The 19,717-nt window shown below is 65.7% G+C and carries 13 protein-coding genes; 9 read left to right on the top strand and 4 right to left on the bottom strand.

The genetic code is table 11. The features are described from left to right. The first annotated feature begins 317 nt into the window (after positions 1 to 317). Positions 318 to 1,310, top strand: coding sequence for a P1 family peptidase (locus N7650_RS21025; RefSeq protein ID WP_279899840.1), 993 nt, complete (start codon positions 318 to 320; stop codon positions 1,308 to 1,310). On the opposite strand, the gene N7650_RS21020 is transcribed toward N7650_RS21025, so the two are convergent. Beyond that, positions 1,276 to 2,667 (bottom strand): tetratricopeptide repeat protein, encoded by a 1,392-nt coding sequence (locus N7650_RS21020; RefSeq protein ID WP_279899839.1) that lies wholly within the window; start codon positions 2,665 to 2,667, stop codon positions 1,276 to 1,278. The genes N7650_RS21025 and N7650_RS21020 overlap by 35 nt on opposite strands. Before the next feature lie 339 nt (positions 2,668 to 3,006). On the opposite strand from N7650_RS21020, the gene N7650_RS21015 reads away from it, so the two are divergent. The 6 genes from N7650_RS21015 to N7650_RS20990 are packed head-to-tail and all read left to right on the top strand — an operon-like array spanning position 3,007 to position 10,032. After that, the gene (locus N7650_RS21015; RefSeq protein ID WP_347815656.1) at positions 3,007 to 4,536 is read left to right on the top strand and encodes an ABC transporter substrate-binding protein; all 1,530 of its coding nucleotides are present in this window, start codon (positions 3,007 to 3,009) and stop codon (positions 4,534 to 4,536) included. Beyond that, positions 4,533 to 5,525, top strand: coding sequence for an ABC transporter permease (locus tag N7650_RS21010; protein WP_279899836.1), 993 nt, complete (start codon positions 4,533 to 4,535; stop codon positions 5,523 to 5,525). The genes N7650_RS21015 and N7650_RS21010 overlap by 4 nt, the downstream gene beginning before the upstream one ends. Then, positions 5,522 to 6,370 carry an ABC transporter permease gene (locus N7650_RS21005; protein ID WP_279899835.1) on the top strand — a complete coding sequence of 283 codons (849 nt, stop codon included), beginning with the start codon at positions 5,522 to 5,524 and terminating at the stop codon, positions 6,368 to 6,370. The genes N7650_RS21010 and N7650_RS21005 overlap by 4 nt, the downstream gene beginning before the upstream one ends. Beyond that, positions 6,367 to 7,986, top strand: a complete 1,620-nt coding sequence (locus tag N7650_RS21000; RefSeq protein WP_279899833.1) for an ABC transporter ATP-binding protein — start codon at positions 6,367 to 6,369, stop codon at positions 7,984 to 7,986. The genes N7650_RS21005 and N7650_RS21000 overlap by 4 nt, the downstream gene beginning before the upstream one ends. Beyond that, positions 7,980 to 9,191: an LLM class flavin-dependent oxidoreductase gene (locus tag N7650_RS20995; RefSeq protein WP_279899831.1), complete on the top strand. Its 1,212-nt coding sequence runs from the start codon at positions 7,980 to 7,982 to the stop codon at positions 9,189 to 9,191. Before N7650_RS21000 ends, N7650_RS20995 begins: the two co-directional genes overlap by 7 nt. Next, a complete protein-coding gene (locus tag N7650_RS20990) occupies positions 9,184 to 10,032 on the top strand; it encodes an alpha/beta fold hydrolase (RefSeq protein ID WP_279899829.1) in 849 nt (282 codons plus the stop codon). The genes N7650_RS20995 and N7650_RS20990 overlap by 8 nt, the downstream gene beginning before the upstream one ends. 183 nt (positions 10,033 to 10,215) lie before the next feature. On the opposite strand, the gene N7650_RS20985 is transcribed toward N7650_RS20990, so the two are convergent. Together N7650_RS20985 and N7650_RS20980 are read right to left on the bottom strand one after the other, a co-directional pair. Beyond that, positions 10,216 to 11,790 (bottom strand): alkaline phosphatase D family protein, encoded by a 1,575-nt coding sequence (locus N7650_RS20985; protein WP_279899828.1) that lies wholly within the window; start codon positions 11,788 to 11,790, stop codon positions 10,216 to 10,218. 9 nt (positions 11,791 to 11,799) lie between these two features. Further along, positions 11,800 to 14,058: a TonB-dependent receptor gene (locus N7650_RS20980; RefSeq protein WP_279899826.1), complete on the bottom strand. Its 2,259-nt coding sequence runs from the start codon at positions 14,056 to 14,058 to the stop codon at positions 11,800 to 11,802. 296 nt (positions 14,059 to 14,354) lie between these two features. Here N7650_RS20980 and N7650_RS20975 point away from each other — a divergent pair, with 296 nt between their 5' ends. Then, entirely contained in the window at positions 14,355 to 15,425 is a 1,071-nt protein-coding gene (locus N7650_RS20975; RefSeq protein ID WP_279899824.1) for a sigma-54 dependent transcriptional regulator, read from the top strand. Positions 15,426 to 15,546: 121 nt separating this feature from the next. Then, a complete protein-coding gene (locus tag N7650_RS20970; RefSeq protein ID WP_279899822.1) occupies positions 15,547 to 18,012 on the top strand; it encodes a UvrD-helicase domain-containing protein in 2,466 nt (821 codons plus the stop codon). 73 nt (positions 18,013 to 18,085) lie between these two features. Here the strand turns inward: N7650_RS20970 and nhaB are convergent, their stop codons facing one another. Beyond that, entirely contained in the window at positions 18,086 to 19,588 is a 1,503-nt protein-coding gene (nhaB, locus tag N7650_RS20965) for a sodium/proton antiporter NhaB (RefSeq protein WP_279899820.1), read from the bottom strand. Positions 19,589 to 19,717: the final 129 nt, after the last annotated feature.

The raw sequence follows: 19,717 nt of genomic DNA, 5'->3' as shown, positions 1-19,717 counted from the left end.
GTCGGCTTGTTGGGGCAAGCTCTGGTGGAGGGGGCTGAGCAAGGCCTGTGCCAGGCATGAAAAGTCTTTTAAAACAGTGGGTTGGAGATTGGTGGTGCAGTTGGCTGGTGTTTTTTCAGCGATACCGGGGGCAGGCTGCTGGTTTTTCTACAGTCGGGACGGCGGTGGCCCTGCCGCTCCAATCGCTGGCAAGTCAACGCTGCGGACCCTGTGGGAGCTGGCTTGCCAGCGATAAAGCCCTGAAAACCAACATCAATCGTCGGCCTGGCACATCACTTGCTGACCACCCCGTACCACGACCTATCAGGATTACCCGCATGCCGCTCCCCGGTCCCCGCAACGCCCTTACCGATATTCCCGGCCTGACTGTCGGCCATGCCACCGATCCTCGCGTCGACACTGGCGTCACGGTGATCCGCGCCGCCCGCGTTTGCACCGCCAGCGTCGATATCCGCGGCGGCGGGCCCGGTGGGCGCGAGTCGTCGGCGCTGGAGCCGGAGAACATGGTCGGCCAGTTGCATGCCCTCGTCTTTGCCGGTGGTTCGGTATTCGGCCTGGGCGCTGCCGATGCGGTGGCGGCGGCGTTGTCCGCCGAGGGCGTCGGCTTGCACCTGAAGGCCGGTGCCCCGGCGATCCCCATCGTGCCCTCGGCCGTGCTGCATGACCTGGCCAACGGTGGCGACAAGCAATGGGGCCTGGAGCCGCCGTACCGGCGCCTGGGCTTCGAGGCCCTGGCCAATGCCGGCACGGAAATCACCCAGGGCGCGGTCGGTGCCGGACGCGGGGCCATGGCCGGGGTGCTCAAGGGCGGGCTGGGCACGGCCTCGCTGGACCTTGGCGACGGCCTGCTGGTCGCCGCGCTGGTGGTGGCCAACCCCATTGGCTCGGTGTACATGCCCGATGGCCGCACGTTCTGGGCCTGGCCTTGGGAGATTGCCGGGGAGTTCGGTGGCGCGCGTCCGGTCGGCGACCAGGATTGCAGCGACCCGATCCCCGAGCTGTCGCGCCTGGACTCGATGGGGCGCTTGCAGGCCGGTGCCAATACCACCCTGGTAGTGGTTGCGAGCACCGCACAATTGAGCACCGCCGAGTGCAAGCGCGTGGCGATCATGGCCCAGGACGGCATTGCCCGGGCGGTGCGGCCGGCGCATCTGCCCTTCGATGGCGATACGGTGTTCGCCTTGGCCACCGGGGCCGTGGAACTGGGTAGTGGCGCCCGGCGCCAGGTCAGCATCGGCAGCATCGGTTCCGCTGCCGCCGATTGCGTGGCCCGGGCTATCGCCCGGGGTGTGCACGCTGCGCGCGGTTGAGCAGCACCTGTTCGACCCGCTGCCGGGCCTGCTGTGCCAGCACCGGCAGGCTCAGCTCGGCATACACCCGTTGCAGATGGCGGTTGCTCGGCACGTCCAGGCCATCATAGCGACGGCGCAGTTCCAGCAACTGCTGGGCGACCGCCCAATCCCCGCTGCGTAGCCGCGCATCCAGTTCGATCTGGGCGAACAGGTCGCGCTGGGCGTGGCTGCCGCCGATCTCGTTCAGGCGCGGCAGGCTGCCGGCAAGCAGGCGTGCAGCGCGCGCGTGATCGCCGCGGGCATGGGCCAGCAGGCCTTCGGCCAGTGGCAGGGTGACCTCGGCCCAGACGGCGCGACTGAAGTCCGGGGCCTGGCGGCTGCGTTCGACCAGGGCGGCGAACAGCAGGTCCGCTTCGAGCTTGTCGGCACGCGCCAGGCCGTACAGGTATTGCAGGCTGAGGAACGGCTGCACGGTGTCGCCCCGGCGCAGTTGCAGATAGGGCGCCAGCGCCTGCCAGCGCGCTCCGACGTCGATTCCGGCGATCTCCAGGCGGGCCAGCAGCGAGACCGCACCGACCTGGTCCTGGGAATACTCCGGCAGGATCCCCCACACGTGCCGGTCGTAGATCTCCAGCACCCGCGCCTCGTCGCCGCGGGCCAGGCGGAACAGCGCCAGGTGCCACCAGTTGTGGGTGTACATGAAGGAGTTCAGGCCTTCCCAGTGCCCGCTGACCTCCTGCAGGAAGGCGATGCCTTCCTCGATCCGGCCTGCGGTGAGCATCACGTGGGCCAGGGCGTGCTGGGCCCAGGGCTCGTCGGCCTGGATCGCCAGGGCCTGGCGCGCGCTGGCTTCGGCCTCTTCCAGCAGGTGGCATTGTTCGTAGGCGAAGGCCAGCATGGCGTGGCTCTGGGCAATCTCCGGGGCCGCGGCAACGGCCTTGAGGGCGATGCGCAGCAAGGCCGGCCAGTTGCCGCGGTTGAATTCGATGTACTGGGTCAGCTTGGCGGCGAACAGGTCGCGGGGATAGGTGTCGAGAAGCTGCTCGCCCAGGCCCAGGACCCGGTCCAGGTCATCGTCGATCCAGGCGTCCAGCAAAGCCAGGTAGAGCGCGGCCCGGGGGTGGGGCGTGGCGACCGCAGCGGCGCGCTGCCGGTATTTCCCGGCCAGCAGCGGGCCTTCGGGAGATTCGCTGAACATCAGCAGGATCCCGGCCAGGGCGTTGCTCAGTGCCGATTGCGGATGGCGATCGGCAGTGGGCAGGATGGCTTCGGCGCGAGGGTGGTAGCCGATGAAACCGCCGATGAAGTCGTCCAGTCCCTGGCGAGCATGCTGGTCGTCGGTGTCGAGGGGGTTGCCTAGGTAGTCGTGGGGCATGGGAGCAGTCCGCTAAAAGGTCGAATGAGCACAGGGGCGTGGCGTTGACCAATGCAGGGCAAACCCTGTGCCAGCGTCGTGCGGCCCCTGAAACCGGGCCATGGCCTCGATCGCGCTGCTGCTTTTTCCACATTCCCGTCAGCGGTCTGCGGCTTTTTCACCAGCCAGGGCCTTTGTTCCTGTGCTTGGCCCCCGTATCCACGGTGCGCCAGGGCCATGGCATAGCGCTTGCAAAATCCCCGGCAGACCATTTGCCAAGGAGTCACCATGCCTGCGCCCCAACACCCCCCGCGTCACGCTCTGAAAAGGCTGGGACTCGCCGTGCTCACCTGCGTCGCAATGTTCGGCAGCACCGTCCAGGCCGCGCCGCAGGATGGCGGCATCCTCAACCTGATCGCCCAGCCCGAGCCGCCCTCCCTGATGCACGGGGTGGTCACCCATGTGTCCACCCAGTACGTCAGCGGCAAGGTCCTGCAAGGGCTGCTGACTTTCGATACCGACCTCAAGCCGCAACCGGTCCTGGCAAAAAGCTGGAGCGTGTCGCCTGACGGCCTGACCTACACGTTCGACCTGCAACCAGGCGTGACCTGGCACGACGGCAAGCCATTCACCGAGCAGGACGTGCTGTTCAGCTTCAACACTTTCTATCCGGAGGTGGACAAGCGCTTCGGCTCGATCTTCGAACAGTTCGTCGCCGCCATCGATTCGAGCAAGCCGCTGCAGGTCAGCTTCCACCTGAAGAAACCCTTCGCGCCGCTGCTCTCGTCCCTGGGCAGCGGGCTGCGGCCGATCGTGCCGAAGCACCTGTACGAGGGCAGTGATCTGCGCGCCAACCCCTACAATCTCAAGCCGGTCGGCACCGGGCCCTTCGTCTTCCAGGAGTGGAAACGCGGCGCCTACATCAAGCTGGCGAAGAACCCGCACTACTGGAAACAGGGCCTGCCGCACCTGGACGGGGTGGTCTTCCATGTGATTCCCGACGGTTCGTCCCGCTCCGCCGCCTTCGAGCGCAACGACGTGCAGGTGCTGCGCGCCGGCGATGCCGACTACTCCGATCTCAAGCGCCTCGGCGCGTTGCCTGACGTGGTGGCCTCGGAGCAGGGCTACGAACTGTATGCCGGGCTGGCCTTCCTGCAGATCAATACGCGCAAGCCACCCCTGGATAACCCGAAGGTGCGCCAGGCCATCCTCACGGCGCTGAACCGCCAGTTCATCGTCGACAACATTTTCTTCGGTGCCGGACGGGTGTCCCAGGGGCCGTTCGTGTCCAGCACGCCGTATCACGACCCGCAACTGCCGCAGTATGCCTACGACCTGAAGAAGGCCAAGGCGCTGATCGCCGAGTCCGGGGTGGACGTCGGCGCAGTGCGCATCCGCCTGCTCAACGGCGAGAAGGGCGGCGCCTGGGAGCGCCTGGCCGAATACACCAAGCAGGCCTTGCAGCCATTGGGCTTCAAGGTCCAGGTGGTTACCTCGGACGCCGCCACCTGGTTCCAGCGGGTCAGCGACTGGGACTTCGACCTGACCTACAACTTCATCTTCCAGATCGGCGATCCGTACCTGACCAACGCCTACCTCTACCGCTCCGACTACATCCTCAAGACGTCGCCCTTCGCCAATGTCAGCGGCTACAACAATCCCGAGGCCGATCGCCTGTGGAACCAGGTCGTCGACACCGCCGAAGGTCCGCAGCGGCAGAAACTCTACAGCGAACTGGAAAACCTGCTGAACCAGGACCTGCCGATCGCACCGATCTTCGAGATGCGCTATCCGACCCTGTACCACAAGCAGGTGCACAACCTGTTGCGCACCGCCACCAGCCTTAACGAAGACTACGAGAGCGTCTACCTCGACGCACCGACGCCATGAATGGCCTGGTGTCCCTCGGTACGCGCCTGGGGCGTGCCGGCCTGATGGTGTTCGGCGTGCTGGTCCTGAGCTTCCTGTTGATCCGCCTGGCACCGGGTGATCCGGCGCTGCTGATGGCCGGTGAGGCCGGGGTCGACGATCCGGCCTTTATCGCCAACCTGCGCCAGCAGATGGGCCTTGACCAGCCGCTGCTCCAGCAGTTGCTGCTCTACCTCGGCCAGGTGGCGCACCTGGACCTGGGCTACTCCTACCGCAACCAGACCAGCGTGTGGTTGCTGCTGGCGGAGCGACTGCCGGCGACCCTGAGCCTGATGGGCTCGGCCTTTGTGCTCTCGTCACTGCTGGGCGTCACGCTCGGGGTGATCGCCGCCCGTGCGCGGCAGCGCCGGCACTGGCTGGACGGGGTGATTTCCCAGGGTGCGCTGCTGCTCTACGCCGTGCCGACCTTCTGGCTGGCGATGCTGCTGATCCTGCTGTTCTCGGTGCACCTTGACTGGCTGCCGGCCTTTGGCATGGAAAGCGTCGCCCGCGACCTGCACGGCGCGGCCTGGCTGGGCGACCGCCTGAAGCACCTGCTGCTGCCGTGCCTGTCCCTGAGCTTCCTGTTCCTGGCCTTGTATATCCACCTGACCCGCGCCGCGACCCTCGAAGCCCTGCAGCAGGAGTATGTCCATACCGCCCGGGCCAAGGGCCTGCGCCCGCGGCGCATCCTGTTCGGCCATGTGCTGCGCAATGCCTTGCTGCCGGTGGTGACCTTCGCCGGGCTGCAACTGGGCCAGTTGGCCAGCGGTGCCTTGCTGGTGGAGGTGGTGTATTCCTGGCCCGGTATCGGCCGGCTGATGTACGACGCCCTGGCGCAACGGGACTACGGCGTGCTGATGGGCGGCTTCCTGCTGATCTCGCTATTGGTGGTGGGCTTCAACCTGCTCACCGATCTTCTGTGCCGCTGGCTGGACCCGCGAATCGGTGCTGGAGGGCAGGGCACATGAATGTTGCGTCTCCATGGCGACGTTTTCTCGCCCAGCGCTCGGCGTTGCTCGGGCTGATCTGGTTACTGCTCCTGGGGTTGCTGGCCCTGGCGGCGCCGTGGCTCAGCCAGGGCGACCCCTGGGAAATGGCCGCGCAACCGCTGCTTGGGCCCCTGCAGGATGGCAGCCACTGGCTGGGCACCGACCTGCTCGGCCGGGACCTCGGCGCCGGCCTGCTGTATGGCGCCCGGGTATCCCTGGCGGTGGCGCTGCTCGCCAGCCTGGCGACCCTCCTTGCCGGCCTGCTGATCGGTGCCGTCGCTGGTTATTTCGGCGGTTGGCTGGACGGGTTGCTGATGCGCATTGCCGAGTTCTTCCAGATCATTCCGCAACTGGTGCTGGCGGTGATCCTGGTGGCGATCCTCGAGCCGTCGCTGTACTCCATTGTCCTCGCCATCGCCCTGGTGGCCTGGCCGGCGGTGGCGCGCCTGGTGCGCGCCGAGTTCCTCAGCCTGCGCCAGCGCGAGTTCGTCCAGGCCGCCCGGGTGCTTGGGCAATCGCCGCTGGCCATTGTCTTCCGGCAGATCCTGCCCAATGCCCTGGCTCCGTTGCTGGTGACCCTGACCTTTGTCATGGCCACGGCGATCCTCACCGAGGCGGCGCTTGCCTTCCTCGGCCTCGGCGATCCGGAGGCGATGAGCTGGGGCTACATGATCAATGCGTCCCGTGGCCTGCTGCGCGAGGCGTGGTGGATGAGCCTGCTGCCGGGCCTGGCGATCCTGTTTTGCGTGCTGGCGGTCAACCGCGTCGGCGAAGGCCTGCGGGTCGCCTTCGATGCGGCTCGCCGGCCAGGAGATTCCCTATGAGCGCGTTATTGAACATCGAACACCTGCGCATCGCCTTGCCGGCCGGTGCCGACCGCAGCCATGCGCTGCATGACCTGTCCCTGACCCTCGAGGCCGGGCAATGCCTGTGCGTTGTGGGCGAATCCGGTTCGGGCAAGTCCATGCTGGCCAAGGCCCTGCTGCGCCTGCTGCCGGCTGGCCCGCAGGTCGAGGCCGGGCATATCCGCTTTCGTGGCGAAGACCTGGCCGGGCTGGGTGAAGAGGCCATGCGCCAGTTGCGCGGCCAAACGGTCAGCATGGTTTTCCAGGAACCGATGAGTGCGCTCAATCCGCTGCTCAGCGTCGGCCGGCAGATCGAGGAAACGCTGCAGGCCCATGGTGTCAGGGACAGGGGCCAACGGCGCCAGCGGATTCTCGATCTGCTCGGCTATGTCGGCCTGCCCGATCCGGGGCGCCTGCAACATGCACTGCCGTTCGAACTGTCCGGCGGCCAGCGCCAGCGGGTGGTGATCGCCATGGCCCTGGCCTTCGATCCGCTGCTGTTGATCGCCGATGAGCCGACCTCGGCGCTGGATGTCACTACCCAGGCGCAAATCCTCGCGCTGCTGCGGCGGATCCAGCGGGAAAAGGGCATGGCCATGCTGTTCATCACCCATGATTTCGCGGTGGTCGAGGCCATTGCCGACCGTGTGCTGGTCCTGGAAAAGGGCCATTTGGTGGAGCAGGGCACGGTACAGCAGGTATTGCAGCAGCCACAGCAGGATTACACCCGGCAATTGCTCGCGGCGGCCAGCGCCAGCGCCCTGCATCCGCGCCCGACGCTGGACGGGCGCGAGGCGGTGCTGGAGGCGCGCCAGTTAGCCAAAAGCTACAACCGCCGCAGCGGCTGGTGGGGACGGCGCAGTACGCGAGCACTGGACCAGGTCGACCTGCGCCTGGCCGAAGGCGAGACCCTGGGGATCGTCGGTGAGTCGGGGTCGGGCAAGTCCACCCTGGGCCAGGCCCTGGTGCGCTTGCTTGCGGTGGATAGCGGCAGCATCCGCTGGCAGGGGCGCGAGGTGGCCGGTTTGTCCGAGTCTCGCCTGCGCGGTTTGCGCGGCGCGGTGCAGATGATCTTCCAGGATCCGTTCGCCTCGTTGAATCCACGCCAGCGCATCGAGACCCAGCTTATGACCGGGCCGCTGGCCCAGGGCGTCGAGCGCGAGGAGGCAGCACGGCGGGCGCGGGAGGTGCTGGAACTGGTGGGCTTGCCGGCCACGGCCCTGCAGCGTTTCCCCCATGAATTTTCTGGAGGCCAGCGCCAGCGCATCGGTATTGCCCGGGCCCTGGCGGTGCAGCCAAGGATCCTGATCGCCGATGAATGCGTTTCGGCCCTGGACGCGTTGATCCAGGTGCAGATCCTGGAATTGCTGGAGTCGCTGCAGCGGCGCCTGAAGCTGAGCATCGTGTTCATCACTCACGACCTGCGGGTGGCCGCGCGGTTGTGTGACCGCATCGCCGTGATGAAAGGCGGCCAGGTGGTGGAGACCGGCGAGACGGCGCAGGTGCTGGAGCAGCCGCAACATCCCTATACCCGCAGCCTGCTTGGCGGCTTCAAGCGCAGCCCGGCGTCGCTGGCGGAGGTGGCAGCATGCTGAGCCTCAATGCCTTCCTCATGGCCACCGGTCATCATGTGGCCGGCTGGCGTCATCCCGACGCCCAGGCCGATGGCGGCCTGGATTTCCAGCATTACCGGCAACTGGCGCAGACCGCCGAGCGCGGTTGTTTCGATGCGATCTTCCTGTCCGACACCCTGGCCATGCTGCCCGGCAGGCTCGAGGCCCTGGGCCGGATGTCGCGTACCGAGCATTTCGAACCGCTGACCTTGCTGGCCGGGCTGGCAGCGGTCACCGAGCGGATCGGCCTGGTGGCGACCGCGACCACTTCCTATAACAGTGTCGATAGCGTGGCCCGTGCCTTCACCTCGCTGGAGCGCCTGAGTGGCGGACGCACGGGCTGGAACCTGGTGACCTCGAGCAATGCCGGGGAGGCCTTCAATTTCGGTCGGGAAACCCATTTCGAACATGCCCGGCGCTATGTACTGGCGCGGGGTTTCCTGGAGCGGGTCAAGGCGCGCTGGGCGGCCAGCGGCGTGGCGCCGGTGCAGGTCCTGGCCGGCGCCTCGAAGGCCGGCTGCGAGCTGGCGGCGGCCCATGCGGAAATGGTCTTTACCGCCCAGCCCGAGCTGGCCGGGGCCAAGGCGTTCTATCGCGAGCTGAAAAGCCTGTTGCCGCGCTACGGGCGTCACCCGGATCAACTGAAGATCATGCCGGGTGTGTTGCCCATCGTGGCCGACAGCAACGCCGAGGCCGAGGCCCAGTTCGAACAACTGCAGGCGCTGGTGCAGCCCGAGGTGGGGTTGTCGTTGCTGGCGGATATCGCGGGCGGTACCGATCTGTCCGGGTATGCGCTCGACGGTCCGCTGCCGGAGCTGCCGGGGACCAATTCCGGGGTCAGCCGGCGCGACCTGCTGATCGCCGTGGCCCGCCGGGAAGGCCTGAGCATCCGCCAGCTGTACCTGCGCATGGCAGCCGCGCGCGGGCATCTGGTGGTGATTGGCGATGCGCAGCGAATCGCCGACTGCCTTGAGCAGTGGTACGTCGAGGGGGCAGCGGATGGCTTCAATGTCATGCCGCCGTACCTGCCTGGCGGGCTGGACGCCTTCGTCGAGCGAGTGGTTCCCGAGTTGCAGCGCCGTGGATTGTTCCGCCGCAGTTACCAGGGGCGGACCCTGCGTGATCACCTGGGGCTTTCCCGCCCCGTTCCTTCGCAATCAAACGAGGTACTGACGGCCCATGGCTGACTTTTCCCAATTGCCGCGGGTGCGCGGTGAACGCCTGGAGATCCGGCCGGGCCGCTATCTGAGCGTGGCCCGCCAGGCCGGCGGCGATACCGTAGTGTTCTTCGGGCATGGCGGCGGTGGCAACAAGGATCAATGGCGCGAACTGTGGCAGGCCCTGGGCGCGCGGGGCTACAGCCTGGTGGCCTGGGACCTGCTGGGGCATGGCGCCAGTGACCGGCCCGGCGCTGCCCGGGCCTACGCCTGGGACGAGCTGGTGGCGGATGAACTGGAAATCCTGCGGCGATTTGGCGGGGCGCGCAATGTCATCGTTGCCCATTCATTCGGCACCGGGCTGGCCCTGAGCGCACTGTTGGCGAGGCCTGCGGTAAGCATCGATGCCGCCCTCCTGCTGGGCAGCCAGTTGCACCGGCCGTTGAAGCGCAAGGGCCTGCTGAACCTGCCGGTATGGATCCTGGAATGGTTGAGGCCGCGCCTGGCCCGGGGCTTCCGCGAGGCGGCCTGGCATCCCGAGGCAGACCCGGCGCTGGTGGACTATGAAGACAGGTTGGCCCAGGGCAACTCGTTGCACGTGTTCAAGGCCCTGGTTGCCCATGCGCAATGGCCGAACGCCGGGGCGCTGGCACGATTGGAGGTACCGATCTCGGTGCTGGCCGGCGACCGCGACGGCCTGACTCCGGCAAGCGGCGGCGAGGAACTCGCCCGGCAGTTGCCCCGGGCGCAGTTCCAGGTGCTGGAGCGGTGCGGGCATCAGTTGATGCTGGAGAAACCGGAGGAGGTGCTGGCGGCTTTCGAGGCGCTGGTGGCGGGGTTGGGGACGGTTGAGCCAGCGTCGGTGATCTAGGTGACACTGGCTCCTGTGGCGGCTGCGAGGTGCCCGTCAGAGAACCGTGTTATGGCCACCAGGCGCAATCCGACAGATCTTCAGCGTTCTTGAGATCGAGCGCCGCCCGCGCGGCGCATCGCTGGCAAGCCAGCTCCCACATTCTTACCTCAAAAGATGTTAGATGCCCGTGCCGCGAGGACCTCAGGCTTCCTGGATCCGCGAACTCCCACTCTCGACCACCAAGCGCTTCAAGGTCGAAACGCTGGCCGCCGGGTCCATCCGGTCTGAGATCGCCTGCATCCGCACTTCCAGCCGGTCCCTGTGCAGGTCCAGTGCCAGGTACCCGCGCGGGCGACTGTCATAGAAGCGTATCTGCGGGTTGTCCGGCAGGATCGACTGCACCGCTTCATAGCTCGGGCCGTTGGAGGTGATGGACGTCCCGACGAACTCCGCTGCCACCACCCGTGAGTCCGGGTCCTCCGGCCGTTCGTGCAGGTGGTTGGCCCAGAAGGAATGGTAGTCGCCACTGAGCACCACCGGATTGGCCACCCGGCTGTCGCGCAGGTTCTCCAGCAGGCGCCCGCGGGCCGCCTGGTAGCCGTCCCAGGTGTCGGTCCAGTAGCGGGCCTCGTCGTCGCCGGGCCGTTGCGCCCGCAACGGCGCGACCAGCAGGTCCTGGGCTATCAGGTTCCAGCGGCTGTCACCACGGCGCAGCCCGTCGTAGAGCCAGCGCTCCTGCTCGAAACCGAGCAGGGTGCGCTGTGGATCACGCAGGTCGAGGCAGCTTTCTCCTTCCATATGCCCCTTGCCGAACGCCGGCGCCTGGTAGCAGGGCTGTCTGGAGCGGTATTGACGACCGTCCAGCACCGGTAGCGCGGCGAGGTCGCCGTAGCGGAATCGCCGGTAGATTCGTGGCCCGCCATTGCTGCCCAGGGACGGGCGGCGCAGCGGCATGTTTTCCAGGAACGCCTGGTAGGCCGCCGCCCGGCGCAGGCGGAAGCGCTCGACGCTGATCTTCGGGTCCTTGGAGTAGACCTGGGAATAGTCGTCCTGCACCTCATGGTCGTCCCAGGTGGCGATCCACGGGGCGGCGGCATGCAGGCGGCGCAGGTCCGGGTCGGTGCGGTGCAGGGCATAGCGGTAGCGGTAACCGGCCAGGTCGGTGGCCTCCGGGGCGTTGTAGGCGCGGGCCAGCCCCGGGGTATCCGGGACGTTGCTGTATTCGTAGATGTAGTCGCCGAGAAACAGCACCAGGTCCGGATGCTCGTCCGCCATATGCCGGTAGGCACTGAACAGCCCGCGTTCGTAGTTGGCGCAGGAAGCCACTCCGAGGCGCAGGCGTTCCGGGCGGGCGTCATGCGCCGGCAGGGTCAGGCTGCGTCCGGCTTCGCTGCGCTCGCCCAGGGCGATGAAGCGGTACCAGTACTCGCGGCCAGGCGCCAGGCCCCGCAACTCCACGTGCACGGCATGGCCATTGACGGCCAGGGCCTGGGTGCGGCCGCGCTGGGCGATACGCCGGAAGCCCGGGTCGAGGCCGACTTCCCAATCCACCGGCACGCTGGCTGGCAGTTCCAGTTCATTGCCCGGGTAAGGCAGGCCGGCACTGAGCCGGGTCCAGATGACAAAGCCGTCGGGCCAGGGATCGCCGCTGGCGACCCCGAGCAGAAAAGGCGAGGCGATCCCGCCCAGGGCGCGGCCATAACGCAGCAGCAGGGGCGCCGCGGCTGCCCCCGCCAGCAGGCGCAGGGCCTGGCGGCGGTTGAAGTCGGAGGTCATGGGCGCTCCTCAGAATTTATAGCTGGCCTGGACGCCCACGGTACGCGGGTCGCCGGGCGTGGCCATCTGGGCGTTGGAGAGGAACGAGCCGTGGTACAGGTCGTATTTCTTGTCGAACAGGTTGCGTGCCCACAGCGCCACCGACCAGTTGCCATTCACCGGGGTCAGGCCGAGGCGGGCGTTGGCCAGCCAGTAGGCTTCGGTGGTGGTGCCGTTACTGCCGGCGATGCTGTCGTGGTAGGAGTAGTCGCTCTGCGCACTGAGGACGAAGCCGGGAATCTCCCAGGCATATTCGACCTGGCCGCCGTAGCTGGTCTCGGGGAAGTTGGTCAGGCTGGAGCCGGAAAAGTCGGTGTACACCGGATAGGCGAAGCCCACCGCGCGGGTGGCCGTGCTGTTCAAGCCCTGGTAGTCGATGTACTTGCCTTTCTTGGTGCCGAAGTACTGGCCGATGGTCAGGCCGGCAAGCGGCTGCCATTGCAGTTCCAGCTCATAACCGTAGATCTTCGATTTGGGAATGTTGACCAGGCGTCCGACGTTGCCAACCTGCTGGCTGATCCATACCTGGGACTGGTATTGCTGGTCGCGGTAGTCGTAGTAGAAGGCCGCCGCATTGAGGCGCAGGGTGTCGCTCAGGTCGCTCTTGAAGCCCACTTCGTAGGCCAGCAGTTTCTCCGGCTTGACCGGGGCGATCTGCTCGACATAGCTGGAGTTGTAGGCGGTGAAGCCACCTGACTTGATACCGCGGCTGACCGTCGAGTAGAGCAGGGTCGACGGGGTCAACTGGTACTCGAGGCCCAGTTTCCAGGAGGTGGAATTGCTGTCCAGGTCGCTGTCGGCAGCGGGGAAGGTGCTGGCGCCAAGGCTGTAGGCGCCGTTGTTGACCAGGATGCGACGGGTGCTGAAGTCATCCAGCTCGCGCTTTTCCTGTTCCTGGCGCAGGCCGACGATCAGCTTGAGGTCGTCGGTCAGGCGGTAGTCGCCCTGGGCGAACAGGCCCCAGGTCTGCGAGCGCTGCTGGTAGGAGGTGTAGGTGCCGTAGCCGAGGTTGGCGCTGAAGTCGGAGTAGAACTCCTCGTCGAGGCGGTCCTTGGCGAAATACAGGCCGGTCTGCCAGTTGAAACGCTCGTTGTCGTGGGAGGCCAGGCGCAGCTCCTGGGAGAACACCTCGACCTGGGAGTCGAAGTACTCGTCGGACTGCGGGATCACCGAGGCGTCCCAGTCGATGTACTCGCGACGGCGGAAGTGGTCCGAGGAGGTGATGCTGGTGATGCTCAGGTGGTCGTCCAGGTCGAAGGTGCCGGTGAGGGCGAAGCCGATGTTGTCGTTGTCGCGGTGCGGCTTGTCCTTGACCGACAGGCCGGTGAGGTTGGCGAAGCCCGGGGTCAGGCCCCAGCCGGTCTTCTTGCCGTTGCTCTCCGGGGCGATGGTGCTGTAGCGCGAGCCATAGGTAGCGTTGGGCTTGAGCCCCTGGTAGAGGTACGAGCCGCGGCTGTCGGACTGGTCCTTGCCACCATGCACGCTGAGGTTGAAGTTGATCGCGTCGCTGGCGTCCCAGTCCAGCTGGCCGCGCAGCGAGGTGGTGTCCTTGTCGCCGAGGCTCTGCCCGGTATCGCGATTGTCCTGCCAGGCGCCGCCTTGCTCGGTGATGAAGGCCAGGCGTGCGCGCAGGGTGTCGCTGACGGGGCCGGAAATGAAGCCCTCGACGCTGCTGGCGTTATAGGAACCGTAGTTGCTGGTGAGGCCGCCGTGCAGCTCGCGGGTCGGCTTGTTGGTGATGAAGTTGATCGCCCCGGCGGTGCTGTTGCGCCCGTACAGGGTGCCTTGCGGGCCGCGCAGCACCTCGACCCGCTCCAGGTCGAAGAGTTGGCCCTGGGTCTGGATCGGGTAGGGCAGCGCCACCTGGTCGAGGTACACGCCGACGGTGGAGGTGTTATTGCTGCCGTAGTCCTTGAGGCCCACCCCGCGGATGCGGAACAGCGGGTTGCCGCTGCCGTACTGCGGGGCGATATCCAGGTTGGGCACGTAGTTCTGCAGCTGGTTGACGTTGGTCACGCCTTTTTCCTGCAGGGCCTCGCCGCTAAGGGCGGTGACCGCAAGACCGATGTCCTGGGCCGATTCCTCGTGGCGCTGGGCGGTGACGGTGACCGAGGCCAGGGCCGTGGTCGGTTGCTCGGCGGCCTGGGCGACGGCGCCGGCCAGCAGCGAGGCGCTGGCGAACAAGGCGTGACGACCGAATGGAAGGCTGTTGCGAAGTGTTGTGCGCATGGCGGGTGTCCCTTGAGAAATGCAAATAAGGGCCGCTCTGTGAAGAGTAAGCAGGCAGGGCGATAGCAAGCGTTGTGCCATCAGTCGAATCGCCCGGTTTCATTACGTTTTCATGACAGTCAGCACAAGCTGGAGGCGCGTCGCGGTGGATATCCAGCAACCGCCGGAGCAGTTTGTTGCAGAACCAGCAACCTGGGTAAAAGGTTATTTTCTAATGCTTTTTTAATATTTCTGGCTATAAGCGAGCGGGCGGTAGAGTGACCACTTTCCTATTTCGACACCGGGACGTATTTGCCATGAGCGGTTTTCAGGGACAGCCGAACCCGATTCTGACCTTGCCCAGTGGCGCCAAGGACCCGCTGTCGATCCGCGCCAAGGCGCTGGTCTTCGCCGACCCGCGCTCGCGGCAGTTGCTGGAGTACCTGCAGCGGGTCGGGCCTAGCGAGGCGCCGGTGCTGATCAATGGCGAGACGGGTACCGGCAAGGAACTGGTCGCACGCTATATCCATGCCGCCAGCGGGCGCAGCGGTGCGTTCGTCGCGGTGAACTGCGGCGCCATCAGCGAAACCCTCGCCGAAAGCGAATTCTTCGGTCACGAGGCCGGGTCCTTCTCCGGTGCAACGGGCCGCCGCGCTGGCTGGTTCGAGGAGGCGGACGGCGGCACCCTGTTCCTCGACGAGATCGGCGACCTGCCCTTGCCCCTGCAGGTCAAGCTGCTGCGGGTGTTGCAGGAGCAGGAGGTGGTGCGGGTCGGCTCACGTAAACCGGTGAAGATCGATATCCGCCTGGTGACCGCAACCAACGTCAACCTGGAACAGGCGGTGGAGGCAGGGAATTTCCGCCTTGACCTGTTCTACCGCATCAATGTCGCCCAGGTCGCGGTGCTTCCCCTGCGTGAGCGGCCACTGGACATCCTGCCGTTGGTGGAGCACTTCCGCGCGCTGTACAGCGCCCGCCTGAAGATCGCCGAACCGATACTTTCCGAGTCTGCCGCCCAGGCACTGCTGGACTATCCATGGCCAGGGAACATCCGCGAGCTGGAGAACGTCGTGCACCTGGCCCTGCTGGTGGCCGGGGACAAGCCGATACGGCCGGAGCACTTGAAGTTCTCTGCCGGGCTCAGCGCCTTGTCCGCTGCCTCGGGCGCAGTGAGCAAACTGCCGCAGGAGGTGATCCGCGAACAACTGCTCAGGCTGTTCGAGACCCCCGGCGATTCGCTGCTCAACGATATCGAGGACCTGATCGTGCGCGAGGCCTTCGCCCACTGTGGCTTCAACCAGTTGCGCACCGCCGAACTGCTCGGTATCACGCGCAATGCCGTGCGTACCCTGCTGGTCAACCACGGCCTGCTCAAGGGGCGCGCCTGATCTGCCAGGTTTTCTCCGCTCTGTGCGCTAATCCCCTGATTCAACAGACAATCAGCCCTGTCCCATCAGGCTCGAATGGGGTACAACGTCCGGCTTGTGTGTTCGTTCAGCCGGAGTCGGTGTGTCAGAAAAGCTTCCCCCGCAACCCCAGGATCTCACCCCGCCAGCCCAGCTGCCGTGGCTCAGGCGCCTGACCGCGCGTCTGCTCGGTCGCGGCCTGAACCGCCTGCGGGCGCAGCATCGCGATTCCTGGTTCCTCGGCCACGCCACCGGCCAGCGCACCGGTCACGCCGAAGGCCTGCGCGAAGGCTTCGACGAGGGTCACGCGGTCGGTTACGAGGCTGGCCGCCAGGTCCTGGTGATCCGTGATACCCGTGCCGAGGAACATGGCGTACCGGGCCTCGACGACGCCCTGTTCGACGACTGGCGGCTGCCGCTGACAGCGGAGCTGAAGAAGCGCTTCAAGGCGGATGTTGCCGCGCGTCTGCCGGCCCATGCGCAGCCGAGTGCGGCCCAGTGGAAGATGATCTTCAGCGACACCCCGTCCACCTGCGTGATCGCCGGTGCAGGGGCGGGCAAGTCGACCTCGCTGGTATTGCGCATCCTGCTGCTGCGCCAGTACCTGGGCTACGAGCTGGACGCCATGACCGTGGTGACCTTTACCCGCGAGTCGCGCAAGGACTTCATCAGTCGCTTGTTGCAGGTCTTCAGCCAGTGGCAGGTGCCGTTGAGCCCGGTACAGGCGCGGGAGCTGGTACGCACCTTCCATTCGCGGATCCTGCCGCTGGTGCGCAGCCTGCCGGGCTTCAGCCAGGTACGGGCCTTCGAGACCCTCGGCAGCGAACTGCCCACAGGCGCTGAAGCCGATGCCGAGAGCAACCCCTTCGACCTGCGCATCAACGATGCCCAGCGCCAGCAGCTCAACCTCTGCTATCGCGACCTGCTGCGTGCCAGCCCGCGCTTCGCCGAACTGATCGCCGGGCTGCGCCGCGAAGCGATCCAGCTCAAGGCGCTGGAGAAGGATCATCCCGATGTGCAGAAGCGTGTCGCCGTGACCCAGCTTTCTGCCAGCCGCGACGAGGAATTGTGCGACACCATCGAGGATCTCTGGTTCAGGGCTGGCGCCTGGCCGATCAAGGGCATCGAGCCGAGCCGCCAGACCGTCGAGATCAATGGCAGCCGTTTCCATTTCCATGGCCATATTGCCGAGCTGGATGCCTGGGTGGTGCTCGGCTTCGACCCGGGCGAGAACCAGAATTACAAGCGCCCCGGCGCCAAGCTGCCGGTGTGGGCAGAGTGGGTGATCAAGCGCACACTGTTTCAAGCTTTCTGCGATAAGCCTGTGATCTGGCTGGGAAATTACGCGGAGGCCAGACGTCTCACCGCTTCCCTGGCTGGCGACGCGGTGGCCGGCCCGGGCTTCGACTACAAGGTCAAGGGTGAACTGGCCGCCATGCCCTTGCTGGATGCCTTTGTCGGGGCGGCGGGGTTTATCGAGAGCCTCGGGCTGGACGTCAGCGTCGCGGTGAAAGGCATGAGCTTCCCGCAGGGCGATACCGACGCACTGTTCTTCGAAGCCCTGAGCCTGTACTGGAAGGCCCTGGAGGAGCACCTGCTGGACCAGTCGCCGCCGGTGATGACCTACAACCGCATGTTCGCCCTGTTCGGCGAGAACAACCCGGAGAACCTGCGCCTGCTCCCGGACCCGCTGCTGCGGCCGATGGCGCACCTGATGATCGATGAGTTCCAGGATGTCTCGCCGCAGATCGTCTCGTGGATCCGCGCCAGCCTGCGGGAGATCCGTCGTCGCGGCCCGGACATGCATGCCGGCCGTGCGGCGCAGCATTCCTCGCTGCTCTGCGTGGGGGATGACTGGCAGTCGATCTATGGCTGGCGGGGCAGCTCGCCGAAATACTTCATGGAGTTCGCCAAGGCCTTCGTCGCGCCATCGACCACCCGGGTGATGCTTACCGACAACTACCGCAGCCATCAATACATCATCGATGCGGCGGAGCATGTCGTGCGCTCGGCGCCATCCATTGCCGGGAAGAAGGCCAGGGCCATGGGGCCGGCGGCTGGAGAGTGTTGGCCGGTACAGGTGCAGGAGCGCGATGAGGCAGCCTTGGCGGAGCAGGTGATCGAGCATTACAACCGGGGTGAGTCGGTCATGATACTGTTTCGAAGAAGTGCAGATAAGTTACTGATTTCAAATCATATTCAGTCTGTAATTAATGTGGATTCTAGCTTGCCTCATGGGCAGCGCCGACTGAAGCAACTGACCTACCACAGTGCCAAGGGCCTGCAGGCGGATGCGGTGTTCATGCTTGGTGATTGCCAGTATGTGACCCGTTCGCCGTACAAGAACCAGGTGTATCGCCTGGCCGGGCTGGGCAAGAGCGGCGACCCGGAAGCGTTCGATACGGCGCAGAAAGAGGAGATCCTGCGCCTGGCCTATGTGGCGATTACCCGGGCGGTGCGCTACTGCTACTGGCACGTGGAGAAGCCCGGCGCGGATCAGGCCGGGCAGCCGCGGGCTTCGCTGCAGGTGGATGGGAAGAAGGTGTTCTTCGAGGATTTGCGGGGTTAGTAAGGGCCTCATCGCTGGCAAGCCAGCTCCCACATGTGGGAGCTGGCTTGCCAGCGATGAGGTCCTCAGGGTTTCACAGCCAGTAGGTCACTGCCCACCACCCCAATCCACCCATGACCACGGTGTAAGGCAACGCCATCCACACCATCCGCCCATAGGACAGCCGCACCAGCGGCGCAATCGCCGAGGTCAGCAGGAACAGGAACGCTGCCTGCCCATTGGGCGTCGCCACGCTTGGCAGGTTGGTCCCGGTGTTGATCGCCACCGCCAGGGTCTCGAAATGCTCGCGGCTCATGCTGCCATCGAGGAACGCCTGCTTCACCTCGGTGATGTAGATGGTGGCGACGAACACGTTATCGCTGATCGCCGACAGCAGGCCGTTGGCGATGAACAGCATCCCCGGTTGCTGTTCCGCCGGCAGTGCCAGCACCCACTGGATCAGCGGGGTGAACAATTGCTGCTGGTGGATCACCGCGACCACGGCGAAGAACACCACCAGCAGCGAGGTGAACGGCATGGCGTCCTGGAACGCCCGGCCCAGGCGATGCTCGTCGGTGATCCCGGTAAAGGCGGTGATCAGCACGATCACCAGCAATCCGATCAGCCCGACCTCGGCCACATGCAGCCCCAGGCAGACGATCAATATCAGCGCGGCGATGCCTTGTACCAGCAGCGCCGCGCGCTGCTGCGGCGTGCGCTGGGCATCGTCTTCGGCGCTGTAGGCAGCCAGCACCTGGCGCACGTTGTCCGGCAACAGGGTGCCGTAGCCGAACCAACGCAGTTTCTCCAGCAGTACGCAGGTGACCAGGCCAGCTGCCAGCACCGGCAGCGACACCGGGGCGACCTTGAAGAAGAAATCCTGGAAGTGCCAGCCCATCTCATGGCCGATCAGCAGGTTCTGCGGCTCACCGACCAGGGTGCAGACGCCGCCCAGCGCGGTGCCCACGGCGCCATGCATGAGCAGGCTGCGCAGGAAGGCGCGGAACTGGTTCAGGTCTTCCCGTGCCAGTTCGGGAAGCTGGTGGTCGATATCGATCTGTGTCTCGCTGCGCGGGTCGTTGCCGGAGGCGACCCGGTGGTAGACGCCGTAGAAACCTACCGCCGCACTGATGATTACCGCCGTGACGGTGAGGGCATCGAGAAAGGCTGAAAGAAATGCGGAAAGGAAACAAAAAGCCAGTGATAACAGTGCTTTGGATCGGATACCTAACAAAATACGTGAGAACGAAAACAGCAGCAGGTCCTTCATGAAATAGATACCTGCCACCATGAACATCAGCAGCAGGATCACCGGAAAGTTGTGCTGCAACTCTTCGTACAGCGCCTCGGGCGTTGTCAGCCCCAGCAGCAGCGCTTCGACCAGCAACAGACCGCCCGGCATCAGCGGGTAGCACTTGAGGGCCATGGCGAGGAAGAAAATGAACTGCACCACCAGCACCCAGCCGGTAGCCACCGGGCCAAGGGTCGCCAGCAACAGCGGATTGAGCACGAGGAACAGGCCGACCGTGGCCTTGTACCAGCGCGGCGACTGGCCAAGGAAGTTGTGGGCCAGGGCGCTGGTCAGGGAGCGTGGCATGAAATGTTTCCTGATGATTCAAAGACCTGCGCACGGTGCCGCAAGTACCGGGCAATATCAACAGCTCCAGTCCCGCTTTTGGCACAAGCGCGGTGTGTCGGGTGGGATATAGTCCAAAGCTTCCTACAT

The organism is Pseudomonas sp. GD04058, from assembly GCF_029836855.1.
Taxonomy (GTDB): Bacteria; Pseudomonadota; Gammaproteobacteria; order Pseudomonadales; family Pseudomonadaceae; genus Aquipseudomonas; species Aquipseudomonas bharatica.
The sequence above is the reverse complement of the archived record's forward strand: the minus strand, read 5'-3'. Positions and strand labels throughout refer to the sequence as shown.